Annotated in this window: 19 protein-coding genes; 2 read left to right on the top strand and 17 right to left on the bottom strand. The window is 40.5% G+C overall.

Annotated elements, in window-relative coordinates:
- Nucleotides 1-6 precede the first annotated feature (6 nt).
- The 4 genes from IGL42_RS00645 to IGL42_RS00630 form a co-directional block, all read right to left on the bottom strand.
- Nucleotides 7-1194 carry an iron-containing alcohol dehydrogenase gene (locus IGL42_RS00645; protein WP_002356186.1) on the bottom strand — a complete coding sequence of 396 codons (1188 nt, stop codon included), beginning with the start codon at nucleotides 1192-1194 and terminating at the stop codon, nucleotides 7-9.
- A 128-nt stretch (nucleotides 1195-1322) separates the two neighbouring features.
- On the bottom strand, nucleotides 1323-2327 hold the full coding sequence (locus IGL42_RS00640) for a FecCD family ABC transporter permease (protein WP_002394588.1): 1005 nt from the start codon (nucleotides 2325-2327) through the stop codon (nucleotides 1323-1325).
- Nucleotides 2324-3334, bottom strand: coding sequence for a FecCD family ABC transporter permease (locus tag IGL42_RS00635; RefSeq protein ID WP_002356184.1), 1011 nt, complete (start codon nucleotides 3332-3334; stop codon nucleotides 2324-2326). The genes IGL42_RS00640 and IGL42_RS00635 overlap by 4 nt, the downstream gene beginning before the upstream one ends.
- Nucleotides 3331-4137: an ABC transporter ATP-binding protein gene (locus IGL42_RS00630; protein WP_002356183.1), complete on the bottom strand. Its 807-nt coding sequence runs from the start codon at nucleotides 4135-4137 to the stop codon at nucleotides 3331-3333. The genes IGL42_RS00635 and IGL42_RS00630 overlap by 4 nt, the downstream gene beginning before the upstream one ends.
- A 230-nt stretch (nucleotides 4138-4367) precedes the next feature.
- Between IGL42_RS00630 and IGL42_RS00625 the strand changes: the two genes are divergently transcribed.
- Complete coding sequence (locus IGL42_RS00625) at nucleotides 4368-5306, top strand: iron-hydroxamate ABC transporter substrate-binding protein (RefSeq protein WP_002361532.1); 939 nt, start codon at nucleotides 4368-4370, stop codon at nucleotides 5304-5306.
- A 38-nt stretch (nucleotides 5307-5344) separates the two neighbouring features.
- Here the strand turns inward: IGL42_RS00625 and deoD are convergent, their stop codons facing one another.
- The 13 genes from deoD to IGL42_RS00560 form a co-directional block, all read right to left on the bottom strand.
- Nucleotides 5345-6052, bottom strand: coding sequence for a purine-nucleoside phosphorylase (gene deoD / locus IGL42_RS00620; RefSeq protein WP_002356181.1), 708 nt, complete (start codon nucleotides 6050-6052; stop codon nucleotides 5345-5347).
- A 17-nt stretch (nucleotides 6053-6069) separates the two neighbouring features.
- The gene (locus tag IGL42_RS00615) at nucleotides 6070-6888 is read right to left on the bottom strand and encodes a purine-nucleoside phosphorylase (RefSeq protein ID WP_002356180.1); all 819 of its coding nucleotides are present in this window, start codon (nucleotides 6886-6888) and stop codon (nucleotides 6070-6072) included.
- A 16-nt stretch (nucleotides 6889-6904) separates the two neighbouring features.
- Nucleotides 6905-8071 (bottom strand): phosphopentomutase, encoded by a 1167-nt coding sequence (deoB, locus tag IGL42_RS00610; RefSeq protein ID WP_002356179.1) that lies wholly within the window; start codon nucleotides 8069-8071, stop codon nucleotides 6905-6907.
- A gap of 301 nt (nucleotides 8072-8372) precedes the next feature.
- Nucleotides 8373-8966 carry a TMEM175 family protein gene (locus IGL42_RS00605; protein WP_002359336.1) on the bottom strand — a complete coding sequence of 198 codons (594 nt, stop codon included), beginning with the start codon at nucleotides 8964-8966 and terminating at the stop codon, nucleotides 8373-8375.
- A 273-nt stretch (nucleotides 8967-9239) separates the two neighbouring features.
- A complete protein-coding gene (locus IGL42_RS00600; protein WP_002356172.1) occupies nucleotides 9240-10193 on the bottom strand; it encodes an ABC transporter permease in 954 nt (317 codons plus the stop codon).
- On the bottom strand, nucleotides 10193-11326 hold the full coding sequence (locus IGL42_RS00595) for an ABC transporter permease (RefSeq protein ID WP_185776363.1): 1134 nt from the start codon (nucleotides 11324-11326) through the stop codon (nucleotides 10193-10195). Before IGL42_RS00595 ends, IGL42_RS00600 begins: the two co-directional genes overlap by 1 nt.
- Nucleotides 11319-12887: an ABC transporter ATP-binding protein gene (locus IGL42_RS00590; RefSeq protein ID WP_002381361.1), complete on the bottom strand. Its 1569-nt coding sequence runs from the start codon at nucleotides 12885-12887 to the stop codon at nucleotides 11319-11321. Before IGL42_RS00590 ends, IGL42_RS00595 begins: the two co-directional genes overlap by 8 nt.
- 205 nt (nucleotides 12888-13092) lie before the next feature.
- Complete coding sequence (locus IGL42_RS00585; protein ID WP_002356169.1) at nucleotides 13093-14178, bottom strand: BMP family lipoprotein; 1086 nt, start codon at nucleotides 14176-14178, stop codon at nucleotides 13093-13095.
- Between the two features lie 53 nt (nucleotides 14179-14231).
- The gene (locus IGL42_RS00580; RefSeq protein WP_002356168.1) at nucleotides 14232-15305 is read right to left on the bottom strand and encodes a BMP family lipoprotein; all 1074 of its coding nucleotides are present in this window, start codon (nucleotides 15303-15305) and stop codon (nucleotides 14232-14234) included.
- A 95-nt stretch (nucleotides 15306-15400) separates the two neighbouring features.
- Nucleotides 15401-15865, bottom strand: a complete 465-nt coding sequence (locus IGL42_RS00575; protein ID WP_002385433.1) for a cytidine deaminase — start codon at nucleotides 15863-15865, stop codon at nucleotides 15401-15403.
- On the bottom strand, nucleotides 15834-16496 hold the full coding sequence (gene deoC, locus IGL42_RS00570; protein WP_002356166.1) for a deoxyribose-phosphate aldolase: 663 nt from the start codon (nucleotides 16494-16496) through the stop codon (nucleotides 15834-15836). The genes IGL42_RS00575 and deoC overlap by 32 nt, the downstream gene beginning before the upstream one ends.
- Nucleotides 16497-16523: 27 nt before the next feature.
- Nucleotides 16524-17825, bottom strand: a complete 1302-nt coding sequence (locus tag IGL42_RS00565) for a pyrimidine-nucleoside phosphorylase (RefSeq protein WP_002356165.1) — start codon at nucleotides 17823-17825, stop codon at nucleotides 16524-16526.
- 140 nt (nucleotides 17826-17965) lie between these two features.
- Complete coding sequence (locus tag IGL42_RS00560; protein WP_002356164.1) at nucleotides 17966-18973, bottom strand: substrate-binding domain-containing protein; 1008 nt, start codon at nucleotides 18971-18973, stop codon at nucleotides 17966-17968.
- Between the two features lie 141 nt (nucleotides 18974-19114).
- On the opposite strand from IGL42_RS00560, the gene add reads away from it, so the two are divergent.
- Complete coding sequence (gene add, locus IGL42_RS00555) at nucleotides 19115-20146, top strand: adenosine deaminase (RefSeq protein ID WP_002356163.1); 1032 nt, start codon at nucleotides 19115-19117, stop codon at nucleotides 20144-20146.

The raw sequence follows: 20146 nt of genomic DNA, 5'->3' as shown, positions 1-20146 counted from the left end.
TATGGATTAAATAAATTGACTTTCGGTTAAACAATCTTTATAAATCGCTACTATATCCGCTGCATCCAATGGTACATAAGCCTTTTCGGCAATTGCACTATGGTCCACAGCTTGTTGTGCCATTTCTTCAAATTTATCTGCTTCGATGCCAACTTCTGGTAATGTCATTGGAATGCCACAAGCCACAAAGTAATCATACAATGCTTGAATACCTTTTTTCGCTGCTACTTCCTCTTCTTGTTCGACTATTCCCCACACATTTCGAGCAAACTGTGCAAACTTGCCTACGGTTTGTTCAGACAAAACGTAATTCATCCAACGAGGCGTTAAAATTGCTAAGCCAATCCCATGCGTAATGTCATAAAACGCACTTAATTCATGTTCCATTGGGTGACAAGACCAAACACCTTGTTTGCCGCGCCCTGTTAAGCCATTTAAGGCTAAACTACTTGCCCACATTAAATTAGCACGTGCATCATAATCTTCTGGATTTTCTAAAGCAATAGGACAATTTTTGATAACCGTTCGCATTAAGCCTTCTGACACAAAATCTTGGACGTCTGTGCCTGTCGAAATACTAAAATAGTTTTCAATCAAATGACTGAAAATATCCGCTGAGCCAGCTGCTGTTTGATTTTGAGGAACCGTAAAAGTATTCGTTGGATCCAAGAACGAAACTTTTGGAATCATATTCGGACCACCAAAGCCTAACTTTTGATTGGTTTCTAAGTTAGAAATGACAGCACCTGCGTTCATTTCACTACCTGTCGCTGCTAAAGTCAAGATGGTCACGATTGGTAAAGCAGGACCAGTATACCCTTTTCTGGCTGCAATGACTGTCCAGATATCTTCTTCCGAATAAAAGCCCGCAGCTATTGCTTTGGAACAGTCAATGGTTGAACCACCGCCAACTGCTAAAATAACATCGACTTGGTTTTCTTTACACAACTCAATTCCTTTTCTAACGGTTTCAATGCGCGGGTTTGGTTCGACACCGCTCAACTCAATCAGTGTATGCCCGTTTTTTTGGGCCAAATCAGTAATTTGTTGGTACAAGCCATTACGTTTGATACTACCGCCACCATAAACAAGTAAGACATTTTTGCCAAATTGATCTAACACAGCAGGTAATTCGTCTAAACGATCTTTCCCAAAACGGATGTCTGTTGGTACATAAAAATTAAAGTTTTCCATTCTTTCATCCTCCATTCAATCCTCTTACGCATTTATCATACTATTTTTTCAAAAATCCGCCAATAAAAAAGCCGAGCAAATGACAGTTGCTTTCACAACGACCGATTGACCCAGCTTTTGATTCTTTTTTATAACGAATCGCTTGTTTTGATTAACAAATAAAGAAAATAAGGCGCACCGATGATCGCAACAATAATCCCTGCAGGCATTTCTCCATTGCCAGGCAATAGCCGACCAATCGTATCACTAACCAATAAAAGTAAACTCCCAAACAACGCCGCCAATGGCAATACCTGTTTTTGTTGCGTAAAACCACATTTGCGAGCAATATGTGGCGCAAGTAAACCTAAAAAATTAATTCCCCCTGTAACGGAAATCGCTGATGCCGCCAACATCACCGCTAACAGCAACGAAACGATTCGTTCTTTTTTCACAGCAATACCTACAGAAATAGCTGTTTCGTCCCCCAATTGAAAAATATCCAACAGACGATGACGCTTCATCGCAAAAAAGAACCCGATGACTAGCCAAGGCAACAAAGCGCCCACAAAGAACCAATTACTGCCCCAGATACTGCCTGCTTGCCACATTGTAACAAAACGGTACTTTTCAGTGTCAATTTTTGATGTAATTAATAAGGTGAGTGCTGAAATACCCGTACTCAAAATGACACCCGCTAAGACCATTCGAACTGGCGTCAATCCTAAACGATGATGATACGCAATTACCAAAATCCCAACAGCCGCTAGCAAGCCGCCAACTAAGGCCACGAGCGGAAGTGCAAACGTCGTGATACTTGTCGTCTCAACAAAACTAATAAACAAAATCACTGCCAAACCCGCACCCGCATTAATGCCTAAAATCCCAGTATCTGCTAACGGATTCCGAGTAATCCCTTGAAGAATAGCGCCGCTTAAGCCTAAAGCTGCGCCCGCTAGGACCGCAAGCACAATCCGTGGTAACCGAAAATCCCAAACTAACAGTTGTTTGGCCTGACTTCCCTGTCCCAAAAGAAGGGCTTTTAAATCCATGACGGAAACAGATAATTCCCCTTGCGTTAAACTGATACAAGCCGTTAGGATAATCCCAACTATTAAGATAGCCACCCAACGGGACACTTTTTTCTGTGTCATCCTAGTTGCCCTCCTTTACGAAATAAATAAAGAAAGAATGGGATGCCAATTAAGGCCGTGATAATCCCAAATGGTGTTTCAAAAGGCGGATTCACCATTCGAGCGATTAAATCTGCCACCAAAACGAGGAGCGCACCGCCTAACGCTGAGAACGGAATCAAGCGCCGGTAATTTTCTCCAGAAACTGTTCGCATCACATGAGGCACCACCAAACCAACAAAACTGACCGAGCCAACTAGCGCCACAGACAATCCTGATAAAAGCAAAATCGTTATACTGGCAAACAACCGAATACGCTGCGGATTTCGCCCCAAACCAATTGTTGCATCATCGCCAAACCGTAAAATAGTCACCGACGGACTAATCAGAATTGCTAATGCAAATGCGCCCAGAAAGATCGGGACGACTATTTTTAATTGTGCCCAAGAAATAACGCTGACACCGCCAAGAAACCAAAACGTTAACTCTTGACTCAAATTGAACTGAATGGCTAAGAATTGACTAAATGATAAAAAAAGGGCACTAATACCAGCTCCCACTAAGGTCAGACGCATGGGGCTTGCTCCTCGAATTGAATGATTAGAAAGATAATAAATCAGTGCCACACTCACGCCGGCACCAAGAAAAGAAACAACTAAAAGCCACCAATAACTTGCCTGAGGGAGGAAAGCAAAAACAAGCGCCAAGCCCAAGCCAGCCCCAGCATTGATACCCAGCAAGCCAGAATCTGCCAATGGATTTTGTGTAATCCCTTGCGCTAACGCCCCACTCACCGCTAAACTTGCCCCCACAAAAGCGGCCCCTAAAATCCGCGGCAACCGAACCGTTTGGATGACTTGATGCGCTTGATTGGTCGCATCGAAGTGCGTAAATGAATCAATAATCGTTTGAATCGAAACCGACGTCGCACCAAACATCAATGACAGAAGCATTGTCCCCAGTAGCAAAAAAAGACAGACAAGCAACACTTGCCATTGGTGTCTATAAAATCCGCTTATGCCTTTCATCCATCCAGCTCCATTTCCATCAACTCATAAGAAAGCACTAGTGGCCGCTGTGTCTGACTATGATAACTAATTTCTGCTTGAATAGCGAAAACATCTGCTAAGCCAGTAACAGTAATCACTTCTTGCGGTGTTCCCTCATTGATAATCTTTCCCTCTTTCATCGCAATCACGCGATCAGAAAAACGAGAAGCTAAATTAATATCATGAATCGTCATCACGATAGTTTTCTGATGTTCTTGATTAATTCGTTTTAACACATTTAAAATTTCTAGCTGATGCGCTGGATCCAAATAGGTGGTCGGTTCATCTAAAATTAAAATATCTGTATCCTGCACTAGCGCCATAGCAATCCAAACCCGTTGACGTTGTCCACCTGATAAAATCGCCACAGACTCTCTAGCTAATTCAGTTAAGCCTGTTAATTCTAATGCCCATTGTATGTACTCTTGATCTTCTGTGGTGACACTTTTCCAGCCCGATTGATATGGATACCGCCCGAAAGAGACGAGGTCAAAAACAGATAAATCGATTGTATTTTCTGGCGTTTGTGATAAGATCGCTAGTTCTTGCGCCACTTCTTTTGAAGAAAAATGTTGAAGTTCTTGGTTCTTAATGAACACCTTGCCTTTCTCAGCTGGCAAAATACGCGCAAGTGTTTTTAACAAGGTCGATTTGCCACAACCATTTGGTCCAATAATACTTGTAATAGTTCCCGCTTCAAATGAACAGTTCAGCGCTTCACTAATCACTTGACGACCATATCCTGTAGTTAAGTCCTCTGCCTCTAAATAATTCATAACCATTCCTCTTTAATTTTTCTGTCGTTATTTTACATTTATTGAGAATCGTTCTCACTCATTGTTCCTTGATTATAAAAGACCCTTCCTTAAAAAGCAATGTTTCTTCCAATCAAAAAAACGAATTATCTAAAAAATGCAACTTATTTGCTCAAAAAAGCAAGCGATGATTGACAAACGGTCGTTTTTAACTGATAATGAGAATCGTTATCAACTAAAAATAAAGGAGTTACACAATGAAACTTTTAAAAAAGACGGTCCTAATTGGTACAACCCTTCTTCTTGGTTCATTCTTACTCGCAGCTTGTGGTAATACGAATAAAGAAGCCAACAACGCTGACAAAACACATGAAGTAACAGATACCTTAGGCAATAAAGTAACCGTCCCCGCGAAACCCAAACGGATTATTGCGAGTTATTTAGAAGATTATCTAGTTGCATTAGGAGAAAAACCAGTGGCACAATGGACAGTTGGACAAGGCAGCATTCAAGATTATTTAGCGAAAGAATTGAAAGATGTCCCCACTATTTCCTATGACTTGCCATATGAAGCGGTTCTAAAATTTGAACCTGACTTATTATTAATCAGTTCATCTGCTCTAGTTGAAGGCGGTAAATACAAAGAATACAGTAAAATTGCGCCAACTTATGTAGTCAAAAACGGCGAAAATGTCACCTGGCGTGATCAATTGGAAGATATTGCCACTGTTTTAGATAAAAAAGAACAAGCGAAAAAAGTGTTAGAAGATTATGATACCTTAACCAAAGGCGTCCAAGAAGACCTCGGCAAAAAGGATGCTGGCAAATCTGCGGCAGTCTTATGGGTAACCAACAACCAAGTCTTTATGGTTAGCGATAATCGCTCAAGCGGAACCGTGCTCTATCAGGACTTAGGCCTCCAAGTTCCAAAATTAGTGGAAGAAATTTCTAAAAACGCTACTGCGGATTGGAATCAAGTTTCTTTAGAAAAATTAGCTGAGCTTGACGCAGACCACATTTTCCTTGTAAACAGCGATGAATCAGCACCTCTTTTCCAAGAAGCAATTTGGAAGAACTTACCTGCTGTGAAAAATAACCAAGTTCATACCTATGATAAAAAAAGTAGTTGGTTATACAACGGACCTATTGCGAATACTCAAATTGTTGAAGATGTAAAAAAAGCGCTCTTAAATTAAAAAAATGCTTGGATGATTGTTTTCATCCAAGCATTTTTTTAATTAGCAATTGCCGTTTCTAAACCAACTTCAATCATTTCATTAAACGTCGTTTGGCGTTCTTCTGCCGTTGTTTCTTCGCCTGTCACCAAGCTATCACTTACCGTCATAATCGCCAATGCTTCTACATCAAATTTTGCTGCTAAATAATATAACATTGCCGCTTCCATTTCAATCGCTAATACCCCGTATCGACCTAAACGAAAGACATCATCTAAGCTATCTTTGTAAAAAACATCATCTGACAATACGTTACCAACATGGGTAGTAAAGCCTTTTGCTTTAGCAATTTCGTAAGATTTGAGTAAAAGATCAAAGCTCGCAATTTGTGGAAAATCATATTTAGGAAAATCATTGCGAATCGCGGAAGAAGGTGTCGCTGCTGCTTGTGCGATAACTAATTCACGAACGTTGACTTTTTCTGAAATAGAACCACACGTACCAACACGAATTAACTTCTTCACATTGTAAGAGTTAATTAACTCATGGGCATAAATACCTGCTGAAGGCATCCCCATCCCTGTTCCTTGGACCGAAACACGCTGTCCCTTATACGTTCCTGTGTAACCTAACATCCCACGAACTTGATTATAGCAGACAGGATTCTCTAAAAAAGTTTCCGCAATATATTTTGCTCGGAGGGGATCCCCTGGTAGTAAAATTTTATCGGCAATTTCACCTGGTTTTGCTTCGATATGCACACTCATTCTGGTTTACTCCTTTTTTATAAAGCTGCTAGTGTTGCTTTCACTAACTCTTTGAATTGTCCTTTAACGCGTTCAGTTGTTTCAACTACTTCTGCATGATTTAAGCTACTTTGCATACCAGCTGCTAAATTCGTAATACAAGAGATGCCTAGTACTTTCATGCCACTATGCACAGCTACAATGACCTCCGAAACAGTTGACATGCCAACTGCATCTGCACCCATCGTCCGTGACATCCGAATTTCTGCAGGCGTTTCATATGTCGGGCCAGAAAAGCCCATATAGACGCCTTCTTTTAAGTCAATATTTTGTTCCGCAGCCACTTTTTTTGCCACTTCCCGATATTCTTGCGTGTAAGCATGACTCATATCTGGAAAACGCGGCCCGATTTCTTCATCATTTTCACCAATTAACGGATTATCGCCTGTAAAATTAATGTGGTCATTGATTAACATCAAATTCCCCGGTGTATATGTTTCATTTACGCCACCAGCTGCGTTGGTTACAATCATTGAATGAATGCCTAAAGCAGCCATCACACGAACGGGATAAGTGACCGTTTGCATCGAATGTCCTTCATAATAATGAAAACGTCCTTGCATCGCCAAAACTTTTTTTCCAGAAAGCGTTCCGTAAACTAATTGTCCAGCATGTCCAACGACTGTTGAAACAGAAAAATGGGGAATTTCAGAGAAAGGAATAGCAATCGCATCGGTTATTTCATTAGCTAATTCACCTAACCCTGAACCTAAGATTAGACCGAAGTCTGCTTGTTGCACCCCTTTTTCTTTCAAAAACTCAGTTGTTTCGTTTAAATGGTTCGTTAACGTTGTCATGTGTTGCCTCCTCGAATTATTGTAATTGATTTAAAAAGCTTTGACCGTTTTCCGTTGCAGGAACTTCAAAGTTTTCAGCAATCGTTGCTGAAATATCTGAATAAAATCCTTGTGGCAAGCTGCCTTGTTTTGTCATTTTTTTACTATAAGCCAATAAAGGCACATATTCACGTGTGTGGTCTGTTCCTGGGAAAGTTGGGTCATTCCCGTGATCTGCTGTAATTAAAAGCAAATCATCTTCGGCCATAGCTGCCATAATCTCTGGCAAACGACCATCAAAATCTTCGATGGCTTTTGCATAGCCCTTCACATCACGACGGTGGCCATACAGCGCATCGAAATCCACTAAGTTAGTAAAACTTAAACCTGTGAAATCTTTATTCATGACCGTTAATAATTGATCCACCCCATCCATATTGCTCTTCGTGCGGATAGCTTCAGTAATTCCTTGTCCATTAAAGATGTCGTTAATTTTCCCAACAGCGATCACATCATTGCCGTTTTCTTTCAACGAATCTAAAACAGTATGGCCAAAAGGATCTAAAGCATAGTCATGACGGTTACTGGTTCGAGTGAAATTACCTGGTTCACCAACATACGGGCGAGCGATAATCCGACCAATCATATAAGGTTCGTCTTTCGTAATGTCACGAACATATTGACAAATTTTATACAATTCTTCTAATGGAATAATGTCTTCATGCGCCGCAATTTGTAAAACAGGGTCTGCTGAAGTATAAACAATTAAATCCCCTGTTTTCATTTGATGTTCGCCATAATCATCAATGACTGCTGTCCCGCTATATGGTTTGTTACAAACAACTTTTCGCCCAGAAAAATCTTCAATTTGTTTCAGCAATTCTTCAGGAAAGCCGTTTGGGAATACTCGAAAAGGTTTTTTGATGTTCAAGCCCATAATTTCCCAGTGACCGGTCATAGTATCTTTTCCAACAGAAATTTCTTCTAATTTGGTGGCATAGCCATCGTGGTCTGCCACTGCTTTGACACCTGTTAAAGGAGCAATAGTTCCCAATCCAAGTTTTTCTAAATGAGGAATGGTTAGTCCCGCTTCTTTGGCAATATGACCTAGTGTATCACTGCCGACATCTCCAAATTTTTCAGCATCTGGTGCTTCACCAATACCGACTGAATCTAGTACGATTAAATGAACACGTTTAAACACACTTGCTTCCTCCTCTAAGGTCGTAAATACGTCAAGAATGACAATTATTTTACGCTAGCCTTTTAAATAGTCTCGAGAATCAAACAGAATAATCTATTTATTCTCAGCTCTTCAATTATACCATGAATCCGCTATTATTGCGTGAAAGAGCATTAAAATTTTCACTGATTCCTTCGATTTTAGCAGGGCTTAAAAACTGAAAGAAAAAAAGTCTCCCACCGTAATTAGGAAACTTTTTTATTGTTTTTTTCGAATAGCCTGCTCCTTAAAAAGAACACGACTCTTTATCCAATCGAAACTTTTAACACTCCAAGCGGTCTCCCTCTTTTGGCACATTTAAATACCAGATAACCGCTTCTGATAAAATCACACCAATGCCAATGGGCGGATAAAAATAAATGCCGATATATCCGATTGCGAAAAGACAAAGATGAATGATTTTTGTTGCCTTACTATAAGATTTCGATTTTCTTAACTTAGCTGCACCCTGTGGATCTTTCACTGCATTGTCTTCATAAATGATCCTTGTTAGCAAGAAGTAAGCAAAATCCCAAACCGTATACACAACAAGATAAAAATAAACGGGTGCCCGCATCCACCAAAATTCACTCACCCAAGCAGTTGCTACCGGAATGAAGGCCATGGAGAATAACCAAAAATTATTTGCCCAAAACGCTTTTTTAGAAAACCAATGAGTTACGGACATTATGTAATGATGATTGTACCATGCGATACAGATAAAAATAAAACTGACAATAAACGATAAAAAATATGGGATATTTTCTATCAAACCTGCCAAAACACCCACTTGAGGAGTCTTAATTTCTAAAATCATGATGGTCATGATGATGGCAATGACTGCATCACTAAATGCTTCTACACGTGTTTTATTCATTGAACGTCCTCCACTTTTCCTATGCTTACTACAAACAAAAGTATAGCAGAAAAACCAACGATTTTTGAAAAAAAGCTGCTAGACCTGTTGGTTTTTTTCAAAATTTCGACACTTCCTTCGAATTGTAAAAAACAGCCAAAAGAAAAAAGAAAAGTTACCTTTATCAACTCGCTTTTTTGCAGTGAAGCAGTACCTAATGTCGCTGTGTTCAACTGATTATCCTAAAAAAAGAAATGGCCCCCCGTCGCTTTGACGGAGGGCCCATTTCTTTTCTTATTTCGTTTTGACGTAATTTTTCCCGTTCGCTTTTGGTCCCGATGATTTTCCGAAGAACACAACTAGGACTAAAATGGTCAATACGTATGGTGCTGCTTGTAGATAAACTTTTGGAATTTCTGAAATAATTGGTAAGTTTTCCCCAGCAATACTTAAGTTTTGTGCAAAACCAAAGAATAAGGCTGCGCCCATTGCCCCAAGTGGATTCCATTTACCAAAGATCATTGCGGCCATTGAAATAAACCCTTGTCCTGCAATTGTGGTAATCCCGAAACGACCCGCAATACTTTGAGCAAAGACAGCTCCGCCCATACCGCCTAAGAAGCCGGATAACAAGACGCCAGAATAACGCATTAAGTAGACATTAATTCCCAATGTATCTGCCGCTTGTGGATGTTCCCCCACAGAACGTAACCGTAAGCCAAAACGTGTTTTATAAATGACAAACCAAGCTAAAATCGCAATCAAAATTGCTACGAAAGCTGGTAAAGAGGTTTTTGCAAAGAATAGTTCACCAATCACTGGAATTTTTGACAATCCTGGGAAAGAAAAATAGCCAAATGATTGTGTAATCATATCTGTTTGTCCTTTTTGATAAATAACTTTTACTAGGAAAACCCCTAGCGCCGGTGCCATCAAGTTAATGACAGTACCACTGATAATATGATCTGCTCGTAAGTTAATAGTTGCAACGGCATGTAAGAGAGAAAAGACAATCCCGACAACGCCTCCTACTAAACAAGCAATCCATGGTGTCGCCGCGCCAAATGTATCAGCAAACGTCAAGTTAAAAACGACCGAACTGAAAGCGCCCATTACCATAATACCTTCCAAACCAACGTTAACCACACCACTTCGTTCTGAGAACGTTCCGCCTAATGCTGTCAAGATGAGCGGAGTTGCATACACTAATGTTTGCGTGATGATTGAGGAAATTGTTGCTAAATCCATTAGATGTCTCCCCCCTCTTGATTGTTTTTGTCTGGCGCCACTTCAATTGTTTCTACAATCGCTACTTCTTTTTTACTACCAGACGCTTTTGCTAACAAGAAACGAATTAAATAACTAATTCCCACAAAGAAAATAATTGCTGCAATAACAACATCAACTAATTCGGTTGGTACACCAGCTATCAACGGCATTCCTTGTCCACCAAGTTTTAACATTCCAAACAGTAATGCGGAAAGTAAAATCCCGATTGAGCTACCTGCTCCTAATAGAGACACGGCCATACCATCGAACCCAATGCTCAACGATGTGTTTTGAATAAAGAAGTTTTGGAAAGTCCCCAATCCTTGGACCGCACCACCTAAACCAGCCAGCGTTCCTGAAATCATCATGGATAAAATAATCGTTCGCTTGCTGCTCATTCCAGCATATTCAGAAGCAAATGGGTTTAACCCCACCGACCGAATTTCAAAACCAAGCGTTGTTTTTTTCATCAAGAACCACACAAGAATAAGGAAAATGAAGGCCAAGAAAATGCCGATGTTCAAACGAGAGCCATCACTGATATTTGTTAAAAACGGTGAGCGTAATGATGCATTCGCACCAATCATTTTGGTGATCCCTTTGTTCGCCATAATACTTGGTTTCATGACATTATTAGCAATATGATTTCCTGTGTATAATAAAATATAATTCAACATAATCGTAACAATAACTTCACTCGTCCCAAAATAGGCACGCAAGAAACCTGGAATGGCTGCTGCTAAAGCTCCTGCAACCGCGCCAACAATAATCGCCACCGGCAACGCAATCATCCGGGGTGCATCAGGCATGGATAAAGCGACCCAAATACTAGCCACCCAACCACATAAGGCTTGTCCTGAAAGCCCGATATTAAAGAATCCAGCCGAATTTGCCACCGAGAATCCTAAAGCGGTAAAAATCAACGGTGCTGCGGTGACAAAAATCTCACCAATACTTTTCTTTCCTTGGAAAGCTGTTTCAAACATCGCTTGATACCCAGCCACTGGGTCATAGCCAAAGATAACCATAATAATTGCCCCTAAGAGGAAACCCATAATAACAGATAACACAGGGACTAAAATATTTCTTATTTTTTCAGAACGATTATTCAACAGTTTCACCTGCCTCTACTTTTGATAACTCAGCACGGGCTTCTTCCAATGAGTAGCCAGCCATTAACAAGCCCAATTCATTTTCTGTCGTTTCTTTCGGATCAACAATTCCGACAATTTCCCCCGCATGAATAACAGCGATACGATCAGAAACGTTCAAAATTTCATCTAATTCAAAACTTACTAATAAAACAGCTTTATTTTTATCTCTTTGTTCAATTAGTCGACGATGAATGTATTCAATAGCTCCGACATCTAAACCGCGTGTTGGTTGAGAAACAATCAACAAATCTGGATCGCGGTCCACTTCTCGGGCAATAATTGCTTTTTGCTGATTCCCACCTGAAAGCGCCCGAGCTGGTACTAGTTCATTAGGAGTCCGTACATCATATTCTTCAATTAATTCACGGGCGTGTTTGTTAATCATTCGATAGTTTAAAATACCTGTTGAACTGTATGGTTTTTGGTAATACGTTTGTAGGCCAATATTTTCAGCCAATGTCATCTCTAATACCAAGCCATATTTATGTCGGTCTTCAGGAACGTGGGCGACACCCATTTCCGTAATTTCCCGAGGTTTGCGATTAGTAATCTCTTTTTCATTCAAATGAATGGACCCGTTTTCGACTTTGGTTAATCCTGCTAAGGCTTGGATTAATTCTGTTTGTCCATTGCCATCAATCCCCGCAATTCCAACAACTTCCCCTGCTCGGACATCTAAGCTAAGATTTTTCACTGCATCTAAGCCGCGGCTTTCTTTCACTACTAAATCTTTAATTGATAAAATTGTTTCTTTCGGTTGCGCTGGTTTTTTCTCTGTTTTGAAGGAAACAGAACGACCCACCATCATATCGGCTAACTGTTGCGAAGAAACGTCTTTCACATTGACGGTGCCAATACTTTGCCCCCGGCGAATAACCGTACAACGGTCCGCCACTTTTTTAATTTCATCTAACTTATGTGTAATTAAAATGATCGATTTGCCTTCATCGGTTAGTTCTTTCAAAATAATCATTAATTCATCAATTTCTTGTGGCGTTAATACTGCGGTTGGTTCGTCAAAAATTAAAACGTTCGCACCACGATATAAGGTCTTTAAAATTTCAACCCGTTGTTGCATACCCACAGAAATATCGCGAATATAGGCATTGGGATTTACATCCAACCCGTATTGCTTAGACACTTCTTCAATCTCTTTTTTCGCTTTTTTCCGGTCTAAAATACCGCCATGAGTAGGTTCACTACCTAAGATAATATTTTCAGTCACAGTAAAGGCTTCAACTAACATAAAATGCTGATGGACCATTCCGATTCCTAAACGATTGGCTGCAGTAGGACTTGTAATGTTGACTTTTTCGCCATTCATATAAATCTCACCTGAGGTCGGTTCCAATAGCCCTGATAAGATATTCATCAAGGTCGACTTGCCTGCACCATTTTCACCTAGCAGTGCGTGGATTTCACCAGGTTTTACTTGTAAATCAATTTGGTCGTTGGCTTTGAACGTCCCAAATTCTTTGGTGATTTTACGCATCTCAATTACGTTTTCTTCTTGAGACAAGGTCTATTCACTTCCTAACAAAATTATATTGGCAATACTTTAGAGGGTAATTTTGACCCTTAACTAAGTAGTTGAAGAACCTCAACTATTTAGTTAAAAATCCAAACATCATAAAGGGTTCCCTTGGCAGCCGTCGCTGCCAAGGACCACTTTATTTTTAGAAGGAACAATAATGAGCCCTTCTTTTTTCATTTAGGAGCTTAAATTATTCTGGTTTTTCTGGGACTTTTACGTCACCTGAGATTACTTTATCTTTTGCTGTTTTAACAGCTTCTTTTGTTTTGTCGTTTAAATAGCCGTCTGTTAAGTCAACGCCACCATCTTTTAATCCATAAACTAAATGTTCGCCACCAGGGAATTTGTCTTCTAACGCACGGTTGGCAATATCTTGAACCGCTGTGCCGACACCTTTAAGCGTTGAAGTTAACGTGAAGTTGTCTTCTTTGCCGTCTTTTGTTTTGTACTTGCCATCAGCATCTTGATCGCGGTCAACACCGATTACCCAAACTTTGTCGCCAGAACCTGATTCATTCAAGTCTTTTGCTTCTTGGAAGACCCCTTGTCCAGTCGCACCAGAAGCGTGGAAGATGATATCAACGCCATTTTGGTACATTGCAGCAGCTAAAGCTTTCCCTTTGGCAGGATCAGCAAATGAAGCCGCATATTTTGTATCAACAGTAATTTCTTTACCTAATTCTTTCGCAGCATCAGCCACACCTTTTTCAAAACCAGCTTGGAAACGGTCAATTACGACCCCTTCTTCACCACCAACAAAACCGACTTTGTTCGTCTTTGTTTCGTTTGCAGCAGCAACACCGGCTAAGTAAGCTGCTTCATTATCTCTAAATGTTGCAGAAACGACATTCTTTTTGCCATCGATTTGATCATCGATTAAAACAAAGTTTGTATCAGGGTTGGCATCTGCTGCAGAAGAAATTGCATCTTTTAGCAAGTAGCCAATACCAAAGATTGTGTTGAATTTACTTGATACCGCTTGGTCAATATTTGTTGTATAGTCAGCTGCATCATTCGATTGAATATATGCATACCCTTTTGAACCTTCTGGTAAATCATGTTCTTTACCCCAAGCTTGCAATCCTTCCCAAGAAGATTGGTTAAACGACTTGTCATCCACGCCGCCTGTATCTGTAATGATTACAGCACTATGCGCTGCATCCCCTTTGCCACCGCCGCTTTCAGCGGTTTTGCCTTTGCCACCACCACATGCTGCAAGTGAAACTGATAAACCTAATGCAATCAAACTAAAACCGAATAATTTTGCTTTTTTCATTTCTGTAAAGCCTCCTAAAAATAGTTTAATGTATTTAAACAACTAAGTTGTTTCTAAGGTTGGTCTGGGACTTTTACGTCACCAGAGATGATTTGTTCTTTGGCTTCTTTAACTGCCGTTTTGGCTTGATCGCTTAAGGCTTCTGTTGTTAAATCAACACCGCCATCTTTCAATCCATAAGTTAAATGTTCGCCGCCAGGGAATTTATCTTCTAATGCAAGATCAGAGATTTTTTTCACAGCAATATTTACACCTTTAATGGTTGAAGCTAACGTTAAGTTATCATCCTTGCCATCTTTGGTTGTATATTTACCGTCTTCGTTTTGGTCACGGTCAACACCAATCACCCAAACTTTATCTTTTGAACCTGTTTCATTTAGCGCTTTGGCTTCTTGGAAGATTCCTTGTCCTGTAGTCGCCGCTGCGTGATAAATAATGTCGGCACCTGCTTGATACATAGAAGAAGCTAAGGCCCGTCCTTTTGAAGCGTCTGCAAATGTCCCTGCATAAGTAGACGTAATTTGAATATCTTTGCCTAATTTTTTGCCAGCGTCTGCTACACCTTTTTCAAAACCAGCTTGGAAACGGCCAATAACAGGTCCTTCAACCCCGCCGATAAATCCTACTTTGTTGGTTTTCGTAGTGTTAGCTGCTGCCACACCTGCTAAATACGCAGATTCATTATCTCTAAATGTTGCAGAAGCGACGTTGTTTTTCCCATTAACTGTATCGTCGATTAGAACGAAATTCGTTTCTGGGTTGGCGTCCGCTGCATCTACTACTGCATTTTTTAGTAAATAGCCAATGCCAAAAATCGTTTTAAATTGACTTGAAATGGCTTGGTCAATGTTTGATGTATAATCAGATGCTTCATTTGATTGAATATACGCATACCCTTGAGGTCCTTCTGGAAGTTTGTGCTCTTTGCCCCACTCTTGCATTCCTTCCCACGCAGATTGGTTAAAAGATTTGTCATCAATGCCGGCTGTATCTGTGACCATTACGACACTATGTTGTGGATCACCTTTTGTGTTGGCGTTCTTTTTGCTATTGCCACCACATGCAGCTAACCCAATGGTTAAGGCAACTGCTGCCAATCCTAGACCTAAAAATTTTGCTTGTTTCACTTTCCGAAAAGCCCCCTACTATTTTATCTATTATTTCATTCGCATTTATGCTATTGAAATCTACTTTGAGCCCAACGAAACCTTATGTCCTTTTTTTAAAAATCTTTATCTGTAAATGAATAGGGCAATAATGCCTCAACTGTCATTGTTTTAGTCGCGCCATCTTTACCAACTAGCGTGACCGGCATTTGTGGATCAAAGAATTCAGCCATTACTTGACGACAAGCGCCACATGGAGAAATGGGTGCCTCTGTATTACCTGCTACAACTAAATGTTGGAAGGTCCGTTCATCTTCTGAAATGGCTTTAAAAATCGCCGTTCTTTCTGCACAATTTGTTAAACCAAAGGAGGCATTTTCAATGTTGACTCCTTGATACATTTTCCCGTCTGCAGTCACTAAGCAAGCGCCCACAGGAAAGTTAGAATACGGTACATAGGCGTGCGCCAATGCTTCTACGGCACAATCAAGCCATTCTTGTTTTACTGTCATCTTTTTCGCCACACCTTCGATTAATTTGAAATACGAATTAATACCCTTCGCCAGTTGCGCCAGAAACAATTGCTACACCCGTACTTGCACCGATGCGTGTTGCCCCAGCTTCAATCATTGCTAACGCTTCTTCTGCATTATGCACGCCACCAGAAGCCTTAACGCCCATGTCAGGACCAACTGTCTCACGCATTAAACGAATGTCTGCTACTTTAGCGCCGCCTGTTGAGAAGCCAGTAGATGTTTTAACGAAATCGGCACCTGCTTCTTTGGCTAATTCACAAGCTTTAACTTTTTCTTCGTCTGTTAATAATGCTGTTTCAATAATCACTTTGACTAACGCTTTTCCTTTGGCTGCATCTACTACGCCTTGAATGTCTTGACGTACGTAATCGTATTGTTGTGATTTTAATGCACCAATATTAATCACCATATCCACTTCATTCGCACCATTTTTAATCGCATCAGCTGCTTCGTATGCTTTAACTTCTGGTGTATTTGCCCCCAAGGGAAAGCCAATAACGGTACACACAGCGACGTCGGTATCTGCTAATTGCTCGCTAGCAAAAGCGACCCAACAAGGATTGATACATACAGAGAAAAAGTTGTACTCCTTAGCTTCGTCAATAATTTTTTGGACAGCGGCTTCTGTCGCTTCTGGTTTCAAAATAGTGTGGTCAATCATGCGGTTTAATTCCATGATGAGAATTCCTCTTTTCTTTTTGTTTTATTCCGTAATAATATCGTGAATCAAAATAGGCTCTTCGCCGGTTGGTCCAATTTCAATGTTTTTATAAAGCAATTGTTCGACTTCTGTCACGTCTTCACGATTGGCATAAATGGTTAGTAATGATTCGCCTTTTTCAACTGGGCTCCCTACTTTTTTGTGAAGTTTCAAGCCAACTGCAAAATCAATCGTATCTTCTTTCGTAGCCCGACCAGCGCCCAGCAACATTGCGGCAACGCCAATTTCATTGGCAACGATTTTTTGTACCACGCCTGTTTCTTTGGCAGGTAAATCAAATTGATAAGTTGCGGTTAATAATTTTTCTGGCTGGTCAACAACGGAACTGTCGCCGCCTTGATTTTCAATCATTTCTTTAAATTTTGCGAGCGCTCGACCGCTTGTTAATGCTTCTTCTAATAAAGCCCGTGCTTCGTCTAACGTCTCGGCTTTTTTAGCTAAAACGACCATCTGACTTCCTAAGACATAGCACATCTCCACTAAATCTTCTGGCCCATTTCCTTGCAAGGTCTCGATTGCTTCAACGATTTCTAAACTATTTCCGATAGCCTCCCCTAAAGGTTGTGACATGTCTGAAATTACTGCCATCGTTTGGCGATTTGCCAGTTTCCCAATGCGAACCATTGTTTCCGCTAATCGACGAGCACTTGCTAGGTCTTTCATAAAGGCCCCTTCACCAGTAGTCACGTCTAAGACAATCGCATCTGCCCCTGCGGCAATTTTTTTACTCATAATGGAACTTGCAATTAATGGAATTGAGTCAACAGTGGCGGTCACATCACGTAACGCATAAAGTTTTTTGTCTGCTGGTGCTAGGTCACCTGACTGACCAATCACTGCCACTTTTGTATCGTTCACCAATTGAATAAAACGTTCTTCTGTCAATTCAACTTTAAAACCAGGAATCGCTTCTAATTTATCCAACGTACCGCCCGTGTAGCCTAAGCCACGACCAGACATTTTTGCTACATTGACCCCGACACTAGCAACTAACGGCGCTAAAATAAGCGTCGTAGTGTCGCCTACGCCACCTGTAGAATGCTTGTCGACTTTGATTCCTTCTATAGAAGAAAGATCCACAATTTCGCCTGAATGGACCATCGCTAACGTCATTTGTGTAATTTCTTCGTCTGTCATATCTTGGTAAAAAACAGCCATTAAAAAGGCACTTACTTGATAATCTGGAATTGAACCATCTGTGTATCCGTTGATAATAAATTGAATTTCTTCGCTTGTTAGTTGATGCCCGTCACGTTTCTTTTCAATAATGTCTACCATTCTCATGAATTCGTTCCCTCCGATTTCCCGATAATGTATTATACAACAAAATCGTTCAGCTTTAAACCATTTAGTAAACCAGTTTACTATTATTTTTTTCTTGTGAAAACGCAAACAACACGAACGTTCTATTTCTAAGCTGTTTTTTAAATCGGTTTTGTGCTTTTTCTAGCAATAAACGTCGCATCAAAAACTTTATTTGGAACTTTCCCTGTTGGATCTGCAATAGCTTCCACCAAAAATTTTGCTGCATAATAGCCAATATCAAAACTCGGCTGATAGACGGTTGTTAAACTCGGCACCAAATATTCGGAAATTTCCAAGCCATCAAAACCAACCACCGAAATATCGTCAGGAATTTTCTTGCCCGCTTCTTCAATGGCTTGATAAGCTCCCATCGCCATTTCATCATTGCCACAAAAAATTGCTGTGATTTCTTCATTTTTCAAAACTTCTTTCGCCGCAGCATAGCCGCCATGCAAGTTCAATTCCCCAGCACAAACATAATGCGGACGAAAAGGTAAATTGTTGTCCTGTAACGCATGCTGATACGCCGTCACTCGTTCCGTTAAACGATAATAGCCGGCACTTTCACGCAACATGCCAATATGCTGATGCCCTTGTTGAATCAAATGATGGACCGCTTGATAAGCACCTTCGTACTCTTTAACGATTAATCGTCCACTATCTCGTGGATTAATCCCACGATCGACAAGAATGACAGGAATCGGATGTTCTCGTCGGTCTTTTAAAATATGATTTTCTGGCAAAACATTCGGCGTGGCAAAAATAATGCCATCCACCGACCGATGAATCAACTCGCTAACATATTGCATCGCTTGCTCGGAATCATGCTTTGAATTGCATAACAAAATCATGTAGCCTAACGAATTTAAATATGTTTCTACACCTTCAATCACTTTTGAGAAAAAGAAATCCGTCACATCTGGCACAATCATACCAATGGTTTTGGAATGACGGTTGATTACATTCGAAGCAAAGTAATCTGGTTTGTAATGATTTTCAGCGACTACCGCCAACACCTTGTTGCGGGTTTTTTCACTGAAACGACTCCCTTTATTATTCAGAATTTGTGAGACGGTTGTGACAGAAACACCAGCCATATCAGCAATTTCTTTAATCGTTAGTTTCATCGCGCCCCTCCCAACGTCTCCTTTTGCATTGACAGACATTTGTAGACGTGTTACAGTCTTCAAAATACTTATCGAATCTTTTACATTTTAACAAAAAAAAGACAAAAGAAATAGACTAAAAAGATTAAAAAACAAAAGAAAATGGAGGCTATTTTTTTCATGGAAGAATCCCGTGTCCGTCAATTACCAAAAATCGAGCTGCACTGTCACTTAGATGGGTCGATTCGACCAACCACTTTACGCACCATTGCTGAAAAACAAAACATTCCATTACCCCAAGACGAACAAGCCTTGAAAGAGTTAGTGGTTGCCCCTGAAAAATGCACCGATTTGAATGATTATTTAACTCGGTTTGACTTCGTGCTCACCTGTCTACAAACGGCCGAAGCTTTGCAAGCAGCGGCGTATGACGTGATTAGCCAAGCTGCAGAAGATGGCGTGGCTTACATAGAGGTGCGTTTTGCGCCTTCCCAACATACAGAAAAAGGCTTACGGTTACCTGAAATCGTGACTGCTGTTTTAACTGGCTTAAAACAAGGCGAAGAAGATTTTGGTGTAAAAAGCAATGCACTGTTATGCGGCATGCGACATGACCAACAACAAGCCATAGAAAAAATCGTTCACTTAGCGCATGATTTCAGAGAAACAGGCGTTGTCGGCTTTGATTTAGCTGGCAATGAAGTCGATTTTCCTCCATATACATTTGAAGACGTATTAGCTTTAGCCAACCAATTGTCAATTCCATTAACACTCCACGCTGGGGAATGCGGCTGTGGCAAAAATGTCGCTGATGCTGTCACTTTAGGTGCTACTCGGATTGGCCACGGTATTGCTTTGAAAGATACACCCGAATATTTGGCGCTCTTAAAAGAAAAAAAGGTTCTTTTAGAAATGTGTCCAACTAGCAACTTCCAAACAGGCACCGTCAAAACATTGGCTGAATACCCTTTTCAACAATTTATAGAGGCTGGCTTAGCCGTCTGCATCAATACCGATAATCGCACTGTTTCAGATACTACGTTAACGAAAGAATTCATGAAATTGGCCACTTGGTATCAATTAAGTTATGACGAAATGAAGCAACTCACTAAAAATGCGCTTGCAGGTGCTTTTTTATCGCCAGACGAAAAAAAACTGTTGAACCAAAAAATTGATCAAGCGTATCTATTCTAA

Source organism: Enterococcus sp. DIV0712 (genome assembly GCF_050554855.1).
Taxonomy (GTDB): Bacteria; Bacillota; Bacilli; order Lactobacillales; family Enterococcaceae; genus Enterococcus; species Enterococcus faecalis.
This window is presented reverse-complemented; position numbering and strand designations above follow the sequence as displayed.

Coding starts and splice junctions, on each gene's coding strand:
- IGL42_RS00645 (WP_002356186.1), bottom strand. CDS start 1,194: ATGGAAAACTTTAATTTTTATGTACCAACAGACATCCGTTTTGGGAAA.
- IGL42_RS00640 (WP_002394588.1), bottom strand. CDS start 2,327: ATGACACAGAAAAAAGTGTCCCGTTGGGTGGCTATCTTAATAGTTGGG.
- IGL42_RS00635 (WP_002356184.1), bottom strand. CDS start 3,334: ATGAAAGGCATAAGCGGATTTTATAGACACCAATGGCAAGTGTTGCTT.
- IGL42_RS00630 (WP_002356183.1), bottom strand. CDS start 4,137: ATGGTTATGAATTATTTAGAGGCAGAGGACTTAACTACAGGATATGGT.
- IGL42_RS00625 (WP_002361532.1), top strand. CDS start 4,368: ATGAAACTTTTAAAAAAGACGGTCCTAATTGGTACAACCCTTCTTCTT.
- deoD (WP_002356181.1), bottom strand. CDS start 6,052: ATGAGTGTGCATATCGAAGCAAAACCAGGTGAAATTGCCGATAAAATT.
- IGL42_RS00615 (WP_002356180.1), bottom strand. CDS start 6,888: ATGACAACGTTAACGAACCATTTAAACGAAACAACTGAGTTTTTGAAA.
- IGL42_RS00605 (WP_002359336.1), bottom strand. CDS start 8,966: ATGAATAAAACACGTGTAGAAGCATTTAGTGATGCAGTCATTGCCATC.
- IGL42_RS00600 (WP_002356172.1), bottom strand. CDS start 10,193: ATGGATTTAGCAACAATTTCCTCAATCATCACGCAAACATTAGTGTAT.
- IGL42_RS00585 (WP_002356169.1), bottom strand. CDS start 14,178: ATGAAAAAAGCAAAATTATTCGGTTTTAGTTTGATTGCATTAGGTTTA.
- deoC (WP_002356166.1), bottom strand. CDS start 16,496: ATGGAATTAAACCGCATGATTGACCACACTATTTTGAAACCAGAAGCG.
- IGL42_RS00565 (WP_002356165.1), bottom strand. CDS start 17,825: ATGAGAATGGTAGACATTATTGAAAAGAAACGTGACGGGCATCAACTA.
- IGL42_RS00560 (WP_002356164.1), bottom strand. CDS start 18,973: ATGAAACTAACGATTAAAGAAATTGCTGATATGGCTGGTGTTTCTGTC.
- add (WP_002356163.1), top strand. CDS start 19,115: ATGGAGGCTATTTTTTTCATGGAAGAATCCCGTGTCCGTCAATTACCA.